The 14,436-nt window shown below is 67.1% G+C and carries 13 protein-coding genes and 12 pseudogenes; 11 read left to right on the forward strand and 14 right to left on the reverse strand.

Annotated features, from left to right (window positions below; all coding sequences use genetic code 11):
* Nucleotides 1–241: 241 nt before the first annotated feature.
* A pseudogene (locus tag MQE23_RS00195) lies at nucleotides 242–662 on the reverse strand (NUDIX domain-containing protein); the annotation flags it as partial.
* A 12-nt stretch (nucleotides 663–674) separates the two neighbouring features.
* On the reverse strand, nucleotides 675–1,640 hold the full coding sequence (locus tag MQE23_RS00200; RefSeq protein ID WP_243377794.1) for a WYL domain-containing protein: 966 nt from the start codon (nucleotides 1,638–1,640) through the stop codon (nucleotides 675–677).
* 93 nt (nucleotides 1,641–1,733) lie between these two features.
* On the opposite strand from MQE23_RS00200, the gene MQE23_RS00205 reads away from it, so the two are divergent.
* The 3 genes and pseudogenes from MQE23_RS00205 to MQE23_RS43590 all read left to right on the forward strand — a co-directional run.
* The gene (locus MQE23_RS00205; RefSeq protein ID WP_020269290.1) at nucleotides 1,734–2,099 is read left to right on the forward strand and encodes a VOC family protein; all 366 of its coding nucleotides are present in this window, start codon (nucleotides 1,734–1,736) and stop codon (nucleotides 2,097–2,099) included.
* Nucleotides 2,100–2,170: 71 nt separating this feature from the next.
* Nucleotides 2,171–2,305, forward strand: a pseudogene (locus tag MQE23_RS00210) (leucine zipper domain-containing protein); the annotation flags it as partial.
* Nucleotides 2,290–2,724, forward strand: a pseudogene (locus tag MQE23_RS43590) (Tn3 family transposase); the annotation flags it as partial. The pseudogenes MQE23_RS00210 and MQE23_RS43590, both read left to right, overlap by 16 nt.
* A gap of 273 nt (nucleotides 2,725–2,997) precedes the next feature.
* Here MQE23_RS43590 and MQE23_RS00220 read toward each other — a convergent pair.
* A pseudogene (locus MQE23_RS00220) lies at nucleotides 2,998–3,936 on the reverse strand (IS701 family transposase); the annotation flags it as partial.
* Nucleotides 3,937–4,101: 165 nt separating this feature from the next.
* Here MQE23_RS00220 and MQE23_RS00225 point away from each other — a divergent pair.
* Nucleotides 4,102–4,500, forward strand: coding sequence for a hypothetical protein (locus MQE23_RS00225; protein ID WP_020269294.1), 399 nt, complete (start codon nucleotides 4,102–4,104; stop codon nucleotides 4,498–4,500).
* Between the two features lie 262 nt (nucleotides 4,501–4,762).
* Here the strand turns inward: MQE23_RS00225 and MQE23_RS00230 are convergent, their stop codons facing one another.
* Nucleotides 4,763–5,440 carry a hypothetical protein gene (locus MQE23_RS00230; RefSeq protein ID WP_037666235.1) on the reverse strand — a complete coding sequence of 226 codons (678 nt, stop codon included), beginning with the start codon at nucleotides 5,438–5,440 and terminating at the stop codon, nucleotides 4,763–4,765.
* Nucleotides 5,441–5,604: 164 nt separating this feature from the next.
* On the opposite strand from MQE23_RS00230, the pseudogene MQE23_RS00235 reads away from it, so the two are divergent.
* A pseudogene (locus MQE23_RS00235) lies at nucleotides 5,605–5,967 on the forward strand (ATP-binding protein); the annotation flags it as partial.
* A 6-nt stretch (nucleotides 5,968–5,973) separates the two neighbouring features.
* On the opposite strand, the pseudogene MQE23_RS00240 reads toward MQE23_RS00235, so the two are convergent.
* The 3 genes and pseudogenes from MQE23_RS00240 to MQE23_RS00250 form a co-directional block, all read right to left on the reverse strand.
* Nucleotides 5,974–6,057, reverse strand: a pseudogene (locus tag MQE23_RS00240) (XRE family transcriptional regulator); the annotation flags it as partial.
* 31 nt (nucleotides 6,058–6,088) lie between these two features.
* A complete protein-coding gene (locus tag MQE23_RS00245; RefSeq protein WP_243377795.1) occupies nucleotides 6,089–6,550 on the reverse strand; it encodes a GNAT family N-acetyltransferase in 462 nt (153 codons plus the stop codon).
* 96 nt (nucleotides 6,551–6,646) lie between these two features.
* Nucleotides 6,647–6,947 (reverse strand): annotated as a pseudogene (locus MQE23_RS00250) (transposase); the annotation flags it as partial.
* 223 nt (nucleotides 6,948–7,170) lie between these two features.
* On the opposite strand from MQE23_RS00250, the gene MQE23_RS00260 reads away from it, so the two are divergent.
* Nucleotides 7,171–7,725 (forward strand): hypothetical protein, encoded by a 555-nt coding sequence (locus MQE23_RS00260; RefSeq protein ID WP_243377796.1) that lies wholly within the window; start codon nucleotides 7,171–7,173, stop codon nucleotides 7,723–7,725.
* Here the strand turns inward: MQE23_RS00260 and MQE23_RS00265 are convergent.
* Nucleotides 7,722–8,045 (reverse strand): annotated as a pseudogene (locus MQE23_RS00265) (XRE family transcriptional regulator); the annotation flags it as partial. The gene MQE23_RS00260 and the pseudogene MQE23_RS00265 overlap by 4 nt on opposite strands.
* A 27-nt stretch (nucleotides 8,046–8,072) precedes the next feature.
* On the opposite strand from MQE23_RS00265, the gene MQE23_RS00270 reads away from it, so the two are divergent.
* The 3 genes and pseudogenes from MQE23_RS00270 to MQE23_RS00280 all read left to right on the forward strand — a co-directional run.
* The gene (locus MQE23_RS00270) at nucleotides 8,073–8,258 is read left to right on the forward strand and encodes a DUF6233 domain-containing protein (protein ID WP_347710118.1); all 186 of its coding nucleotides are present in this window, start codon (nucleotides 8,073–8,075) and stop codon (nucleotides 8,256–8,258) included.
* Nucleotides 8,259–8,356: 98 nt separating this feature from the next.
* On the forward strand, nucleotides 8,357–8,557 hold the full coding sequence (locus MQE23_RS00275; protein ID WP_243377797.1) for a hypothetical protein: 201 nt from the start codon (nucleotides 8,357–8,359) through the stop codon (nucleotides 8,555–8,557).
* 144 nt (nucleotides 8,558–8,701) lie between these two features.
* Nucleotides 8,702–9,037 (forward strand): annotated as a pseudogene (locus MQE23_RS00280) (IS30 family transposase); the annotation flags it as partial.
* Nucleotides 9,038–9,171: 134 nt separating this feature from the next.
* Here MQE23_RS00280 and MQE23_RS00285 read toward each other — a convergent pair.
* The 5 genes and pseudogenes from MQE23_RS00285 to MQE23_RS00305 form a co-directional block, all read right to left on the reverse strand.
* Complete coding sequence (locus MQE23_RS00285; RefSeq protein WP_243377798.1) at nucleotides 9,172–10,431, reverse strand: lipase; 1,260 nt, start codon at nucleotides 10,429–10,431, stop codon at nucleotides 9,172–9,174.
* Between the two features lie 257 nt (nucleotides 10,432–10,688).
* Nucleotides 10,689–10,952 (reverse strand): DUF6207 family protein, encoded by a 264-nt coding sequence (locus MQE23_RS00290; protein ID WP_243377799.1) that lies wholly within the window; start codon nucleotides 10,950–10,952, stop codon nucleotides 10,689–10,691.
* A 74-nt stretch (nucleotides 10,953–11,026) separates the two neighbouring features.
* Nucleotides 11,027–11,250: pseudogene (locus tag MQE23_RS00295) on the reverse strand (hypothetical protein).
* Between the two features lie 115 nt (nucleotides 11,251–11,365).
* Nucleotides 11,366–11,992, reverse strand: coding sequence for an SDR family oxidoreductase (locus MQE23_RS00300; RefSeq protein ID WP_279345185.1), 627 nt, complete (start codon nucleotides 11,990–11,992; stop codon nucleotides 11,366–11,368).
* A gap of 148 nt (nucleotides 11,993–12,140) precedes the next feature.
* Nucleotides 12,141–12,727 (reverse strand): annotated as a pseudogene (locus tag MQE23_RS00305) (IS6 family transposase); the annotation flags it as partial.
* 75 nt (nucleotides 12,728–12,802) lie between these two features.
* On the opposite strand from MQE23_RS00305, the pseudogene MQE23_RS00310 reads away from it, so the two are divergent.
* Nucleotides 12,803–13,117, forward strand: a pseudogene (locus tag MQE23_RS00310) (ATP-binding protein); the annotation flags it as partial.
* A gap of 35 nt (nucleotides 13,118–13,152) precedes the next feature.
* On the opposite strand, the gene MQE23_RS00315 reads toward MQE23_RS00310, so the two are convergent.
* Nucleotides 13,153–13,752: a DinB family protein gene (locus MQE23_RS00315; protein WP_243377801.1), complete on the reverse strand. Its 600-nt coding sequence runs from the start codon at nucleotides 13,750–13,752 to the stop codon at nucleotides 13,153–13,155.
* A 285-nt stretch (nucleotides 13,753–14,037) separates the two neighbouring features.
* Between MQE23_RS00315 and MQE23_RS00320 the strand changes: the two genes are divergently transcribed.
* Nucleotides 14,038–14,313, forward strand: a complete 276-nt coding sequence (locus tag MQE23_RS00320) for a transposase (RefSeq protein ID WP_243382403.1) — start codon at nucleotides 14,038–14,040, stop codon at nucleotides 14,311–14,313.
* The last annotated feature ends 123 nt before the right edge of the window (nucleotides 14,314–14,436 follow it).

Raw genomic sequence — 14,436 nt, forward strand, 5'->3', positions numbered from 1 at the left:
TGGAAGGCGGATCCGGTAGGAAGACGATCGTGACGCGCAGACAAGTTACCGACGACCAGTGGAAGCTGATCAAGCCGTTCCTGCCGATTGGCGAGCACGGTCCGTACCCGGAGCGGCTGCGGGATCAGTTCCAGGGAGTGATCTGGCGGTTCAGGACAGGCGCTCATTCGCCTCGTTGTTCCGTGCTTTTTGCAGGCAAGTTGGCCGCAAGCAGGCACCCCAGCCCGAGAAGCGGGCAAGGTCAGGAGTGCGCGGTCCGGAACGCGAGATACCGGCTGAAGGCTTCGTGGCTGTCTGGGGTGAAGCGCCACTCCAGCAGGGCCGACCGCAGCTCCAGCTCGGTCAGCCAGCCATGCCAGGCGACCTCATCAGGATCGGCGGCCACGGCGTCCGGCACCACGACTTCGTGCACGCCGAGCCAGTGAGGGCTCAAACAGCTGCGGTTGAGGAACGTGAACAGCAAGCGCCGCACACGAATGCCCAGCTCTTCGGCCAGCTCCCGCGCGGCGGCCTGTTCATAGGACTCACCGACATCCACGGCGCCACCGACCACGACCTCGTAGAGCCCGGGGAAGGGCGACAGCTGCTCCGACCGCCGGTGAAGGAGGAACCGACCACGCTCATCACGACACACCGTCACGGCGACCCCGGTGCAGCCACCCCCCTGTTGCGGGTCAGGACATTGGTGACGGCGCATAGTGGTGGGCAAGATTGGTGGCGAGGTCGCGGAGATAGGCCCTGGCTTCGGTGGGGCCGTGCACAGTGATGGCGCTGCCGAACGGCAGTAGTGCTCGCACGTCCTCCAGATGCAGGAAGCGGATCGTGACCTTACGGCCGGTGGCGGATTCTTCGTGGTCGTCCCGGATGAGCCGTAGGCCGAAGATCCGTTGCGCTCGCTCGATCTGGGTCTCGTCGATGGTGGCGCTGACCTCTATCGCGTGGTTGTGTTCCCACTGCTCAATGAGCGCTGCAGCGACGGTGGCCAGGGTCTGGTTCTCGCGGATCCGTCGTGGCTGGTCGGCTTCTTTCCACGTCGTGATCCGTTCGAGTCGGTACATCCGTGGCACTCGGGCACAGTCGGCGACGAGGTACCAGATGCCGGCCTTGGCGAACAGTCCGTAGGGATCCACGACCAGGTCGCGTGGGCATGGCTCGCGTGGGCTGTCGTACTCGATCCGTAGCCGGCGACCTCGCCGCACTGCGCCGATCAGCGAAGCCGGAGTCGTGCCGAAAGCTCGTGCCTGACGCCAGGGACGGCTGTCCACGTGCACTACGTCGGTGAGAGGCAGGAACTCCCGAGCTCGGTGTGGCTGTGTAGCGCCGATCTTGGAGAGCGCGCGCTGGCTTTCGACCGATGCGTTGAGCTCCGCACGTTGCCTCTCATCCAGCCCAGTGAGCGACAGATGATCACGCTCGCCCGGTGTGAGCCGTGTGAGGTCGAGCCCGGACCCGGGCAGCATGGTCACGCCTCCGAGGCGGCCCCGGTGTGCGGACACCGGCAGACCGGCGTCACGGAGCCAGTTCAGGTCCCGGGTGATGGTTCGAAGAGACACCCCGAGCGCCGAGGCAAGTTCCTGTGTAGTCACGGCGTCCCTCGATTCGAGGAGCAGCATCAGGGCGAAGAAGCGGTCTGGGGTCACGCACCAAATTTATTCCGGAATTGCGACACGATGCGGCGCATATCCCGGTCAGGCTGGTGGATGCGTACCTACGACCTGTGAAAAGGAACCATCATGACCACATCCGTCGTGTCCATCGTCTATGTGAACGACGCTCCCGCCGCAGCTCGTTTCTACGGCGACCTCCTCGGCATGAGCCCCTCGTTCGAGACTCCGGGATACATCACCTTCGACCTCGGGCCAGGCGCTGACCTCGGTCTGTGGTCCGGCCAGTTCGAGGAGCTGTCACCGGACGTCCCGCGCACCAGTGAGGTTTGCCTGGCCATCGACGGTGGACCCGACGAGCTCAACGCGACCTTCAAGCAGTGGCAGTCCAAGGGGGTCACGATCCTGCGCGAGCCTCATGACGCGGGGTTCGGGCTGACCTTCCTCGCAGCCGATCCTGACGGGAACCGTATCCGCGTCGCACCGCAGGACTGAAAGACCGCAATGCGGCAGGCGCGCACCATAGGTGTCGCGCCTGCCGTCGTCTGACTTCGAGAGGACGACGAGTGCCCCACGCGAATGCACTCCTGAGTGTCGAGGGTCGCAGGCGGCTGGTGAAGCGGTGCCAGACATGTCCCATCGCCCACGTCGCCGCTGAGACGGGCATCTCTCGCGCATGCGCCAGCGAGTGGGTAAATCGCTGTTGCGCGTGGTCGACCCGGTCGACGACACCTACCGGCGGCAGATGAACCGGCAGCTCACCGTTCGTTCAGGAGTCCCGCCACAAGCTCGCCCGGGACATCTGCCACGGCAAGCGCGGGCAGATCCTGCAGGCGTACCGGACGGGACAGGAGGACCAGCTCGGCGTGCTCGCGCTGGTGCTGAATGCCGCCGTGCTGTGGACGACTCGCTACCTGGGCGCTGCCGTCCAGGAGTTGTGGGCGTTGCTGGCCGAGGAGTGAGCACGACGTCCTGGACGAGAACGTCGCCCGCGCTCCCTGCTCAAGCACGCGAACCTCAACGTGCTCGGCCGCGGCAGCTTCCGGTCTTACCCCTCCCCTCCCGGGTCGACGGCGGCCTGCGCCCGCTGCGCGACCCGGGTGCGCCGGAGCTGGACTAGGACGACGACGGCGGGCAGAAGTGAGTGTCAGGAGCTGGCCAGGCCCGACCCGTGACCGGTGTTCAGGTATCGCCCCGGCGGCAGAACCTCTCCTGAAGAAGATCGGTGAAGCTACCGATGGGGTCGTCCCAATCGCCATTGCTCCAGTCGCCGTTGACGTTGGTAGTGACCATCTGTTCGCCGTCGCGAGCGCCGTAGGCGTAGGACCACGATCCGAAGAGTGCACCCCCCCATGCCCCAGACCGTTTCCCCGCAGGGCAGTCTCACTGAGGAACCCTTGCCGGACTGGAAGAACTCCTCCACCCGCCACCTTGATCCAGCGACGCGCACCAGGGTGGTCAGCGGCACCGGTGCGGGTGAGTAGCAGCGGTAGTAGGCGAGTTCGCCGGTGCTGCGGTTTCGGCGGATGAGCAACTGGCGATTCCCGGGCCGGGGGTCGACGAGGTCGATGACGGCCCAGTCGTAGAAGCGGTGGCCCTTGGCTCCGGCCCCTGCGGACAGCTTTTGCCCGGCCCGCGTGGGCACCTTTTTGGCCAGGGCGTCCGCGCGGAACTTCCCGGCGCTGGTAGTGACTTTGTGCGTGCAGACCACCGCGAGGACGTAGCCGGTGCCGCGTTCCTCCAGCGCGGTTCGCAACGTCGGGTTGCCGCCGTAAACCTCGTCACCGGCGACCCAGGCGGCCCGGTGCCCGGCGTCCAGGAACCGGGCGACCATGCGAGCGGCCAGCTCCGGCTTGGTCGCGAACCCTGTCTCCTCGCCGAGCCCGGCGGCGCGGCAGCGGTCGGGGTCGGAGGTCCAGGAGCGCGGAATGTACAGTTCCCGGTCCACCGCGGCGTGCCCGCGCCGGCCTGCGTAGACCAGGTAGACGGCGACGTGGGCGTTCTCGATCCTGCCCGCGGTGCCGGTGTACTGGCGCTGGACGCCGACCGTGCCGGTGCCCTTCTTCACGTCGCCGGTCTCGTCGACCACCAGCACCGCCTGGTCGTCGTGCAGGTGCTCCACCACGTAGCCGCGTACGTCGTCGCGGACCTGGTCGGCGTCCCACTTGGCCCGCCCGAGCAGGTGTTGCATGCCGTCCGGGGTGGCTTCCCCGGCCCACTCGGCGATGGTCCAGCAGTTCTTACGCGGCAGGTCCGACAGCAACCCGAGCACCAACCGTCCGGCCCTGCGCCGGGGTTCGACTCGCGTGAACCGGCCTGCGATCCGGCTCATCAGGGCCTCGAACGCCTCCTGCCAGCGGGCAGGGTCTACGCTGTGACTTGCGGCCACCGCATGATCGTTTGTCTTCACACACCGATGATCAACGGTGGCGCACCCGTCTCCACAGCGCGTCAGGGTCGTGCAGTGTTCGTCTGCCGTCCTGTGTCAGGAGGGCATATGCAGCGTGGCGAAGTCTGGTGGGTCGAGTTCGACGAGCGGCGGCTGGTCGTACTGCTGTCGGCAGACGACGCGTCCGGGATCCGGGCGATGCAGGTCGTCGCGCCGGCGGGCGTCGACATCAGCGGTCTGGGCGTCGAAGTGCAAGTAGGCGCCAGGGAAGGACTGCCCTTTGAAGGCGTACTGCGGTTCGCATTCCCGCGTCCAGGCTTCACCCCCTGCACGTGGCTGACCACCATGTCCCGGGACGACCTGATCGAGCGGGCAGCCGTCCTGTCCTCCGCGAAGCTCAGCGAGATCGAGGATGCCCTCCGCCTCGGCGGACAGGCGAAAGAGTGGACCCCGGCGACAACCGCGAAGCTCAGCGAGATAAAGGGCGCCCTACGTACGTCTCGGTGAACTCGAGGAGGCGGACAACGCCCCCCGATGGTGTGGTCGATCTCGTCCAGATGATCGACACTCGCCACCTGTCTCCTCGGCGCCCTCACCATCGAGATCACGAACTACGGCTGGAGTACTAGGGAGTTCAAGGCATGGCAGCAGGTGCCCTCGACGGACCGGTTCCGGCAGCAGCCCCACGTGGGCAACAGAGCCGCGACCGCCTGAACCAGGCAATCGAGGTCGTGGCAGCGTGCGGCAGATACGAATTGCCAGGCCTGTCCTATTCCGGCGGGGCGGGCCTGCCCAACCACGGCCTCAGGCCCCGCTGCGCGACCCGCAGCACCTCATCAGGCGGCAGTCCATCGGCTGATTCGATCACAACGAGTCCCCAGTTCTTCCGGCTGACGGTGTCGAGCGTCACCGCACGCTCGCGCAGCAGGTACTTCACCGCCGACGCGGCGTCCGCCACTGGAGGGCTTACCTCATAGCGGGCGAGCTTTTCGACATACCGGTCCAGCCACTGCTCCCCTTCTCTCCTGGCGGCTCGGGACAATGCAGCTTCGGCGTTCCCATCGAGGAAGAGCATGACCGGGCAGACCGGCGCGAGCACCTCCGTGAGGTCAGTCATGAACGCATCGATCGTCTCTTCTCCGTGTCCCATGGCCAGCAGCGTCGGCACGAACGGCACCAGGGCGTCCGCGATCACCACGTCATCGCCGGTCGCCAGAACCGAATCAACGAACTCGGCAGTTGTTGCGATCAACGTCCCCAGATCGACGGCTCCGGTCGCCTTGAATTCCCCAGCCACCGCGGCGAACTGCGGCCTGGTCAAGACCTCCTCCTCGCGGAAGTGGTCCACTCGCAGTCCCTCATCGACCAGCCATCGGGACAGGCCGACACACAGCGTCGACTTGCCCACTCCGGGAGATGCTCCCCATACGGTGATCAGAACCGTCATAGCTGCCGAGCGTAGGAACGGCAATCATCGCTGCCAACCCGCCGTGTCTGCGCCCGTCCCTGCGACAGGTCCTGTCCTTCATGCCGGAACGGATCGGCGCCGGTAGTGGCTGGTCCGGGATCGAGCCTGCTGACGGCGGCGCCAGTCGGACCATCTGATACACACTTTCCACCAAGCTGGTCAACGAGTTGGTCGAGGCGGTGGACGAGAAGGTCCTGACCAAGACCATCACCCGCTACGGACGCGTCGATCTCCTCCGCATAGACGAACTCGGCTACATGGAGCTGGACCGCAGGGGCGCTGAGCTACTGTTCCAGGTGCTCACCGAACGCGAGGAGAAGAACAGCGTCGCCATCGCCTCCAACGAGTCTTTCGGCGGCTGGACCAGGACGTTCACGGATCCGCGACTCTGCGCGGCCATCGTCGACCGGCTCACCTTCGGCGGCAAACTCATCCAGACCGGCACCGACCCCTACCGCCTCGCCCTCACCCAGGGCCGAGCCGCAGCACAGAACGCCGCCGGCTGACCAGGCCGCTGCGGCAGCGATGTTGCGCAGCTGCTGCTCGCTGGCGCCGGCCTCTTGGGCGTCGAAGAGGCGGGCCGCGTACTGCGGGGGCTTCCCAATGATGTTGTCAAGCAGCGCTTTTTCAGCGCTGGATGGTGACGACCATCTGCGGCAGCACTCTGCCGGCGATGGAGCCAGAGGGGACGCTTCCTACACGGACTGCGCCCATCGCGCGGTAAAAGGGCTCGGCATTCGGGTCCGCGTCGATCGTGAGCTGGGAGAACCCCAGGTCTCGTCCAGCAGCGATGGTGTGTTCGAACAGCAGACGGCCGATCCCTTGGCCAATGGCCTGCGGCTCGACGAACATCATGCCCAGAACGCCAGTGGGTGGCTCTCCCTCAAGAGTCGTAAAGCCCAGGACGTGGCCATCTCTGTCAGCCACCGTGGTCCGTCGGCGTGCGACCTCGTGCGCGGCAACGGTGAGCTCGTTTCGACAGGCTTCCACGAAGTCGGCGTCATAGCCCCAATGCGCTTTGGACCGCAGTGCCAAGTCGGTGAGTACGTCGGCTTCCGTCGCCCGTGCAGGCCTGATCAGCACGCCCATCTACGTCCCCCGCTCAGGTGTAGGTCTTTCGATCTTCGCACCCTGAAGTCGTGCGGGAACAGTGCGCGATGGCCTCTGGCTGGACAGGACGAGCGTTCAGCAGGCCGTTGCTGGAGGTTCGACCTGGTAGCACCGTCGGTCGCGGATGAGTGCCCACAGGGCATTGACGCGTCGCCGAGCCAGCGCCAGGACGGCCTGGATGTGGCTCTTTCCTTCAGCTCTCTTGCGGTCGTAGAACCGCTTGGAGTTGGGATCGCTCCAGGAGCTGACCAGTGCGGATGTGTAGAAGACGTGCTGCAGGCGCCGGTGGTAGCGCTGTGGGCGGCGCAGATTTCCGCTGGTCTTGCCGGAATCGTGCGGGGGCGGGAGCGACACCGCCGAAGGCCGCGAGCCGGTCGGAGCGAGACCGTGACGGCGGAGCGGGTGCGGTGGCTCTCTGCTCGGGCCTCGGACCAGTCGTCCCCGCGCAGGTTCAGGTCCTCGCGCACCCACATCGCGCGGCGGTAGTCGGCGAGTTGGGGCCGGGTACGCAGACTGCATAGATCTCGTTCTCATACCCCGGACGGTGCGGTTCTGCGGGACACTGGTCCGGGCCTACGGCAGGCTGCAACCCTGGTCAGATGCAGATGACTGAGACCTACGCGGCCACGGTCGCAGCGGTCACACCCGTGTACATCCTTCTCGGCGCGGTGGAGATCAGGTTCGCAGAGCAACAGTTAAGGGGATATGCGCAGTCCCTGTCGCAGCCGCTTGTCGACGCAGCTGCCGTTCTGGATCACCGGGAGTCGAGCGATGAGGACATAGCGGAGGCTCGTCACAGCGTTGACGAGGTATTCGGCAGCCACGGGGGGCGCACACTCTTGAAGATCGGTGGAGCCGTCCTTTTTGCTGTCGTCTGGTTCATTCTCATGGTGCTGCTGTTCTTCCTCGAAGCCGCGATGCTGTTCTGGCTGACCCTGGAACCTGACGTCGTGTCTGACGAGCTGGCCGCCGGCGTCGCCGGCGAGTCATGGGTGCTGTTGGTCTTCGCGACCGCATGGGTCTGCATCGTCCCGGCCATGCGCTTGCTGGCCGCTCCCTACACGTCCTTGGCCCAGTTCTGGCACGTGCGGCGGCAGGTATGGGCACTCAGAAGGCGGCGGGACCGTCGTAACGTCCTGATCCGCCGCACCTAGAGGTCAAACTCCACGTGCTCGACGTCTGCGAACTCCACCTCCAGGCCGTGGGCGCGTCGGCCGTTGTCGCGGAAGTAGACCTCTCCGAGGCCTTCGGCAGCGATGTTGCGCAGCTGCTGCTCGCTGGCGCCGGCCTCTTGGGCGTCGAAGAGGCGGGCCGCGTACTGCGGGGGCAGAGCGATGGTCAAGTGGCGCAGCCGGGCGTCGTCGGTGGTGCCGGGTGCGGCGGTGAAGCCGAACCGGGCGCGGGTGTCGATCACGATGCCGGTGCTGGTGGCGGCCTGGCGCCGGGCGCTTTCGCGGATGCGTGGCTGCCAGCGGGCGACGGTCGCGGCCCGTCCGGCGGGGTGCTGCACGCACCGGACTGCGACGAGGCGCCGCAGGGCGCGCCGCTGCTCGATCTGGAACACGCCCTGGACCTCGCGGAGAGCCCGGCGACGCGGCTGTGCACGCTGTGCGGATGCGCCCAGGAACTCACGGCCATCCTGCGCGGCTTCGACCATGGCGCCGACTCCTCAAGCGACGACTCCTGACCCCGGCCGCCACCGCAGGGTCGAACAGTCGTGTCATTCAGGCCGTATCCTGCGGTTGAGGCGACCGGTGCTGGTCGCCCCGAACAGGGCACTCCACGATGACGACTCCCGTGCCGCCGGTCACCGAGCCAGACCCTTCCGCGCTGACCTGCCCGGGCGACCAGGTCGGCCCGTGCGCCACATGCCAGCGCAAGACCCACAAGTACGGCCGCGGCGGCTGCCCGCTGTGCCAGTGGTGCATGGCGCCCGCCATGGAGAAGTGGGGCCCGGGCGTGCGGTACACCAACACGCGCTCATGAGTGCCGCCTTTTGAAACCGAAGAAGAAGAGGCTTGGGTCTCTGGCGAACTCAGCGGCGATCCGTGAGGCATACCACCTTGCATGATTAGTTCACTCACTCCGGTGACGTCGATCCTCGTACCGGGCAGCTACAACTCCGCAGCCGTGCGCGATGCCCTCATCGCCACCTTCGAGACCTTGCCGCCCCTGCTGAAGCGGTCCCTGACCTGGGATCAGGGCACCGAGATGGCCGCTCACCACGGCTTCAGCATTGCTACCAACATCCCGGTCTACTTCTGCGATCCCGGCAGTCCCTGGCAGCGAGGCTCGAACGAGAACACCAACGGCCTGCTACGGCAGTACTTCCCCAAGGGCACCGACCTGTCCACGCACACCCCTGAGGACCTTCAAGCCGTCGCCGCCGAGCTCAACAGCCGCCCGCGCAAGACGCTCGGCTGGCAAACCCCAGCCGAGCGTCTGTCTAAACTGCTCGCGGCTTGATCAACTCACCACGGTGTTGCAACGCCCCCTACAGCGGACCCCTCACCCGAGGGACGGGCCGGGGAGAAGCTGTTCTGCACCCGGGCGAGTGATAGTGAAGGGTCCGACGGCGGAACACCCGGTAGGCGGCCCGCCTACCGCAGGGAGTGGAACCACCGCACCACGGCGGCGGTTCCCGCCTGCTGGGAACCCAGGTGGCGTGAGCCGCCGTAGTCAGGGGTGCCGAGGTCGATCGGCGGGGCATGGACGCCCCGGGCGCGCAGGGCGGCGTGGCAGCGGGCGGTGTTCGCGGTGACGGCCTGCTCGTCGCCGTCGGCGTAGTAGAGCCGGATCGGAGCGCGCGGCGTCCAGTCGGTGCACACGCCGTCGGCAATCCTCAGGGCCGCCGCCAGCCGTCCGGTGGGATGGGCCAGCATCGCCCGGCCTCGGGGGGTGAGCAGCGCGTCGATGGAGTCCGGGGTGCCCGCCTCGACCTCCTGACCGGTGTGTGTGCCGTCCAGCAGACCTTCGATCGTCTGGTCGTACGGCGCGCGGAACACCTGGGCCGGCGTGTCGTACAGGTGGTGCAGGCGATTGAAGGCGACCAGGGTCAGCGCCGTGTAGATCACGCTTGCCTTCGGCTCCGTCTGCCCGGCCAGCAGCGCGGGCAGTTCCGCGTCGCGGAACGCGTGCGCGCCGCTGATGGGCGCCACGGCCCGCAGCCGGAACCATCCGTCGGCGCCTTCCTGCAGCGACCGGGCCAGTCCCAGTGCCGCCGAGGCGCCCTGTGAGAAGCCGGTGACCAGTACGTCGCGCCGCAGCTCCCGGCCCTTCGCCGTCGCGACGGCGCGGGAGGCGCGCAGCATGTCCAGGGCGGCCGTCGTCTCCGAGGGCACGTCCATCCACGGGTGTGGGCCGGGGCCCAAGCCCAACCCGAGGTAGTCGGGGAGCACCGTGGCGAATCCTGCGGAGGCGTAGGTCAGGGCGGGTGCCTGGTCCCAGACGCTGGTCGAGACGGAGGCGACGTCGTCCTTGAACAGTTCTGTGCCGTGCGTGAAGGACACGGTCCGCAGCCGCCGTTCACCGCTCCGAGGCAGGGCCAGCAGTCCGCTGGCCGTCGTGGGCCGACCATGAGCGTCAACTGTGCGGTACACGATCCGGAAGGTGTCCAGACCGTACCGTACGGCGCCGGTGTCCCAGGCACCCGCCTTGTCCCCCGCAAGCTCGGCCGCGACCTCGCGGGCGGTGAGCGTGCGCAGGTGCTCGACCGACACGAGCGGGCCCCGCGATAAGTCCGCCGCAACGGGCGCGACAGCGGCGGCCCGGGGTTTCTCTGCTGTGTTTGCGACCACGGCCGTTGTGCCGCTCGCCGTCAGCGCCACCGACACCGCCGAGACCATCAGTATCCTGCTCATTCGCTTCATGCCGTGACCGTACGAATCCGCCGACAGAGCCGACCATCCGGCCAACCCTCCGACGTGTGTGGGGTTTTCCCCAGAGTGCGTTCGGTGCTCGCCGTCGCTGTCCGACGACGGCGTTCCCCGCCAACTTGATCCGGCACACCTGCAGCGACCTCGACGCCGTCACCTCCGAACTCAACAGCCGCCCACGCAAGACGCTCGGCTGGGAACCCCAGCCGAGGTCTGTCTAAACTGCTCGCGGTTTGATCAACTCACCGCGGTGTTGCAACGACCCCTGGAATTGGCCTGGTCGGGCCGACCACGGCGGCCGCGGTGAGCTCCTGGCGCAGGTCCAAGTAGCAGCGCAGCCGTACGCCGGGCTGCCCGGCGTCCCGCGTCGTCTGCTCCGCTGTGGCCGTCGCCCACCGGTCGGCGAGCAGCTGCTGGAAGGCCAGGGCGGTGGCGTCGTCGGCGGCCGCGACGTCGACGACGAGCAGGCCCGGCTCGCTCACGTGTGCCTCGTGGATCGGGTCCATGTACGGCACTATGCCCGGGCGCCCGGGGCGAGTTCCGTCGCGGTGGTGTCTTCACCCGACCGAGTGGCGGGCCGTCAGGGGCTGTCGCCGCCCCAGTTCCAGCGGGCCGGGTCGCCGGGGCGCGGGTCGAACAGCACCCGGCCCCCGGGGCCGACTGCCCGAACTCCGTCAGGAGGGAGACACCATCGCCGATCTCCTCCGACCTCCAGCCGGTGATGTCGAGCAGCGATCCGTCCAGCGGCCCGCCCACCAGTTCGACGTAGCGCCGGTCCAACCGCGGCCCCACTGTGGTCGTCAGGTGTGGCCGACGCGCGACGCGAGGAGTGGGACGGGGTCGATCCCTTCGCCGTCTGCTGGTACCTGATGCCGCCGTGGGAGCCGCCGTCCGATGTGTGACGGCGGCTCTCATGCCGTTATCGGGCGACGTAGCCGCCGTCGACGGGGAGGGCGACGCCTACGACGAAGCCGGCTCCCGGGCTGCACAGCCACAGGACGGCCTGGGCGATCTCGTCGGCCGTGCCGAGCCGGTTGATGGGCTGGTTGGCCTCGGCTTCGGCGCGGTCCAGTTCCCCCTTGGCGATCATGTCGCTGACCATGGGGGTGTCGATGGTGCCGGGGCAGACGGCGTTGATGCGGATGCCGCCCGGGGCGTATTCCAGGGCCGCGCTGGTGGTCAGGCCGATCACGCCGTGTTTGGAAGCGTGGTAGGAGGCCCGACCTGGGAGGCCGACTAGGCCCCCGAGGGAGGAACAGTTGACGATGGTGCCGCTGCCCTGGACGCGCATGTGCCGCAACTCGTGCTTCATGCAGGCCCACACGCCTCGGAGGTTGATGGCATGTACCCGGTCGAACATGTCAGCGGGCTCGTCGGCTGCATCGCTGGGTGGGATCTGGATGCCGGCGTTGTTGTAGGCCATGTCGAGGCGGCCTAAGGACTCGACGGTGCGGTCGACCGCGGCGGCGACCTGGTCCTCGTCGGTGACGTCGCAGGGGAGGGCAAGGGGCGCTGTCAACTTGGCTGGCGCAGGTTTTGTCGGGATAGGCCGGGCCCGGTCGGGGTGTGCCGGGACCGTCCTCAGGCCGTGGTCGGTAGGCCGACGATCTCGTTCCAGACGGTGAGCAGGTGGTCATGTGATCGCGGTACTGAGTGGCGGTGAGGCGGTGTCGGCGGGGCCGGAAGTGCGGGGAGATCGCGCTGAAGGCTGACAGGAAACGCTGGGCTGAGCCTGTTGAGTGGAAGCCGTCATGGCACGTTCTCGTTGGCGGGTGGGCTGGTGGGAGTTTTCCGCCCGGTTGTTCAGATACTTCGACTGCCGGTGCTCCACCGAGCGCATCAGCTCCCGGTGGGCCACGCCGTAGCTGCGCAGCTTGTCGGTGACCAGCACCCGCGGCACGCGGCACTGCTTCTTCATCAGCATGCGGAAGAAGCGTTTTGCGGCCGACGCGTCGCGCCTGCTCTGGACGAGGATGTCCAGGACGTTGCCGTCCTGGTCGACGGCCCGCCACAGGTATCGTCGCTCGCCGTTGACCTTGATGAAGACCTCGTCCAGGTGCCACTTGTCCCCTGCCTGGGGTCGGTGTCGCCGCAGTCCGTGGGCGTAGGCCGGGCCGAACGTCGTGCACCACTGCCGGATGGTCTCGTAGGAGACGACCACACCGCGGGCGAGCATCAGCTCCTCGACCTCGCGGAAGCTGAGCGGGAAGCGGTGGTACAGACACACGCAGTGCGCGATGACCTCCGCCGGAAACCGGTACCCCTTGTACGACGGCGCCACGGTGTCCCCCTCCCGATACCCAGCGACCCGGAAATCGTTCCAGGAACCCAGCCTTCAGCCAAGTTGACAACGCCAAAGCAACTGTCGGAGACGATCGCCCGCTACGGACGCGTCGGCCTGCTCTGCATCGACGAACTCGGCTACATGGAACTGGACCGGCGGGGCGCTGAGCTGCTGTTTCAGGTGCTCACCGAAAGCGAGGAAAAGAACAGCGTCGCCACCGCCTCGTACGAGTCCTTCAGCGACTGGGCCAAGACCTACACTGACCCCCGGCTCTGCGCGGCCATCGTCGACCGCCTCACCTTCAACGCAGCGATCATCCAGACCGGCACAGAGTCCTACCGACTCTCCCACACCAAAGCCCTGGCTGAACAGGCCACCGCTGCTTGATAAGGGGCCAGCGGGGGCGGCGGCAGAAGGTGAGGTCAGCGGTTACCGAGTTCCCGCGCCACACGCTCCAGTCGGCTTCGGTGGCCCTCCCACCATGCCTGATCACCTGGCGGCATGTTGTCCTTGCTCTGCAAATACCCGACAGATCCGTCGATGAGCTCTCGCACGATGTCGGCGTGGCCGGCGTGCCGCTGAGTATCGGAAATCACGCGCACCAGGATGTGGTGCAGTGTCACCTCCCGCCGTTCCTCCGGCCACCAGGGGACGTGACCGATCGCGTCAAGCGTCAGCGTCGCGATTGTGCTGTTGGAGTGCTCCCACGCCTGGTGATAGAGCCCAACGATGTCTTCGCGCGACTCGTCTGCACTGGCCCACATGTCCGAGTTGGGTTCCGCGTCCTCCGTATACCACCAGGACGGCGGCTTCTCATCGAAGAACGGCCGCCCGAACGTGTCGCCGAAGTACCCCAGCTCCACGCTGGCGACATGTTTGACCAGCCCCAACAGGTTCGTGCCCGTCGGGGTCAGGGGACGACGGATGTCGTATTCCGAGAGCCTATCGAGCTTCCACAACAGGGCGTCACGCCCTTCTTGCAAGTATCGGAGAAGGTCCGCTTTCGGGTTCGGTTCGATCATGCCGGGCAGTCTTCCACCCGCCACTGACAGCCGTGCTCCACCGAGGGCCCGCCGAGGCGGGTTGGCTCTCACCCAAGACTCCGGGCCCCCTCAGCTCCCATGCCGCCGGGAGTGACATCAAAGTCACCGAGCTATCCATTGCTGCGGCGGGTCTCGATCGAGTGGCTCGGCTCGGTCGGGCAATCGCATTTCAAGGCGCAAATCTCATGAGGAGCACGTCACCCTCAGCTCAGACCGCTTTGAGATCTGCCGTGCCCCGTTGCTGGAGTGGTCGTTGCGCATGCCATGAGCGGTGCTGGGGGTGGGTATCCGTCGGACCTGACGGACGGGCAGTGGGCGCTGGTAGAGCCATTGCTGCCATCAGCCAGGGTGGGGCCCAGGGGCGGCCAGCGGGAGAAGCATCCGCGGCGGCAAATCGTGGACGCGATCTTCTACGTCGCGCGGACCGAATGCGCCTGGCGGCAGCTCCCGAAGGACTGCGCGCCGTGGCCGACGGTGTACTGGTACTTCACCTCGTGGCACGATGACGGCGCGGTCGAGCGAATCTCCCGAGATCTCTGAAGAACCCGCAGGCAAGCGTGGCAGGCCGTGCTCGCCCGCCAACTGATGCGCTCGGCTCCGCCAACTGTCGGACTCATCCCCCGGCTGAGCGCAAAGTCACAGCGCCATCTACAAAGATCGCAA

The organism is Streptomyces sp. HP-A2021 (assembly GCF_022807935.1).
Lineage (GTDB): Bacteria > Actinomycetota > Actinomycetes > Streptomycetales > Streptomycetaceae > Streptomyces > Streptomyces afghaniensis.